Source organism: Shewanella algidipiscicola (assembly GCF_003605125.1).
GTDB lineage: Bacteria > Pseudomonadota > Gammaproteobacteria > Enterobacterales > Shewanellaceae > Shewanella > Shewanella algidipiscicola.
In genome coordinates this window covers 1-1,908 of sequence record NZ_QPQT01000030.1, presented here as the reverse complement: position 1 = coordinate 1,908, position 1,908 = coordinate 1, and the positions used below count along the sequence as shown (strand labels likewise).

Here is a 1,908-nt window from a genome sequence, read left to right as displayed (position 1 = left end):
CGGCTACAACAATGATAATAGGGTGTGTCTTCGATACTTATTTGAGTTCTGCGAGGGCGTGGCATAAAAACCTCCTTGTTCAATGCTCAATCAAAGCATAGCCGAAGGTTAACTTCTGCTCCATTAATGATGGGTGTCCTAGTCAACTGTTTGGTTGGTAGCATTTAGTCGAGTTAGGTTTTATTGATTGATGGTAGCGTTAACTTACATTGTTTTGAATTGCTTGCCGCAGGCCTTTCGTGCAGGTGCTTCTTCGGCACCGCTGTAAACCCATCCTTGGGCGCTCTGCGATTTCATCCCTGAAATCGAAGGCCTCAGCCGCACCTACACCGAGTTCTGAATCTCTTCGATTTGACCTTACTAGTGTCACTCGGACAATCAAAAGCTAACTCGGTTTTGGACATTTCTGCGTTAGGATTTTTGCTCTACTATGTGAGTTTAAGATTAATATTTCTATGGCTAACGCTCGCGCAATAGGCGCGAGCTTGCGAGTGTCCATATTTACGCGTTTGTTATGCTATTTAGATATTTCATTCACGACGTCTGCTATTTCTGAATATTCATCGACCCAGATAATGTCGACACCAAATGACTTCGCATCATTGTTTTCAAAAGTATGAACGGTTCTGACGAGCCCCTGAGCGATAATATTAAGCTTCTCATCCGCACCATCTTCTTTAAAAAAGCCACCTTTAGCTAGTAACTCTTTTAAGATTTCTTCTACTTTTTCAACCTTGTACTTTCGCTTTATCAAGTAGTGCTGGGTTTTGTCGTGCCCTCGTTGAGATTTAGCAATATCCAACAAACGTCTTAGATTAGGATCGGAAAAAGAATGACCAATAAACAAACAATTTGAATCTTTAAATTTGTTGATTTGAACCAAGTTGCTCCAGTGGTAAAGATCCATATATTGCTTGTGATAGCTGTCATCCGACAAAATGACGGCATGTTTATCTGTTACGTTGCCAGTTCTTGGAAGATAGCCGTGCACGTGATAAATAGGAAGCTCATCTTTTTTGGGGTTCATTCCTAACGTGTAAATACTTTTGTATTTAATACCTAGATCGAGCTCTTTAAGTTTTTGCTCCAAAATATCGTCATAATTATAGGTAATAACCGAATCCAAGCTTGGGTTTTTCCCAGGGGATACGCAAAGCTGAACAACGGCCTTATAAATAGGGCTATCTACGTCTGTTATATTTTCGTAAAGGGCTTTTCTAACTTCGGTCTCAAAAGGGTATTTTCTAGTTCCTTTTTGCTTTTCGTTTTCAAAATGCAATTTAAGGTATCTTGCTGCAATTAAACTACTTGGACCAAAAACTGAGTTAAACATTCCAGCCATTAGCTGGCTTTCTGCATCATCATCTTCCAGTGTTTTCGCCAATAGCCTTTTCAACAGCTCATCCCACGACGGTAGGCCAAAGTCCATTGATACACCAGCACCTAGTATCAATGTGAGGCTTTCATTCTCATAATGTCCCTTTAGCTCTCGAATGCTCTTCCTTTTTTCAGCATCCCACTCTTCAAAAGTTTTTTCAATAAAATCAGAGGTTTTACCTTTTATATTTTTGAAAACATCATCAAAAACGGATGCAAAAATTTCACTGAATTCACCAGATGATTTATCCTCACCTAGCTTTTCCCAAATTCGCTTGGTGTACTCTGATTGAGAGCGCTTTTTAGCGGGCATTTTGATCGTTTTTCCATCCTTCGTTTTTATGGTGTAAACGATATCTTTGAAATAATTATCTTCGTCACTCATATCTTATGTATTCTTCGTAATTAGGGGCATAACGATCTAGTTCACGAGCCGAAGGTCTCGTGTAACGGCTTGTTCTTTACTTTCGGAGAGAGGAGGTTATCGCTACTCAATCCGTGAGTTCATATTCCATGCCCTTGGGGCTGATG

Annotated in this window: 1 protein-coding gene and 1 pseudogene; both read right to left on the bottom strand. The window is 40.0% G+C overall.

Annotation, left to right across the window (positions count from 1 at the left end; genetic code table 11):
* A pseudogene (locus DVO77_RS18900) lies at positions 1-65 on the bottom strand (Mobile element protein); the annotation flags it as partial.
* A 452-nt stretch (positions 66-517) separates the two neighbouring features.
* Positions 518-1,762 (bottom strand): SIR2 family protein, encoded by a 1,245-nt coding sequence (locus DVO77_RS18895; RefSeq protein WP_119979407.1) that lies wholly within the window; start codon positions 1,760-1,762, stop codon positions 518-520.
* Positions 1,763-1,908: the final 146 nt, after the last annotated feature.

Excerpts from the sequence above, each read along its gene's own strand:
- DVO77_RS18895 (WP_119979407.1), bottom strand. The coding sequence starts at position 1,762 with ATGAGTGACGAAGATAATTATTTCAAAGATATCGTTTACACCATAAAA.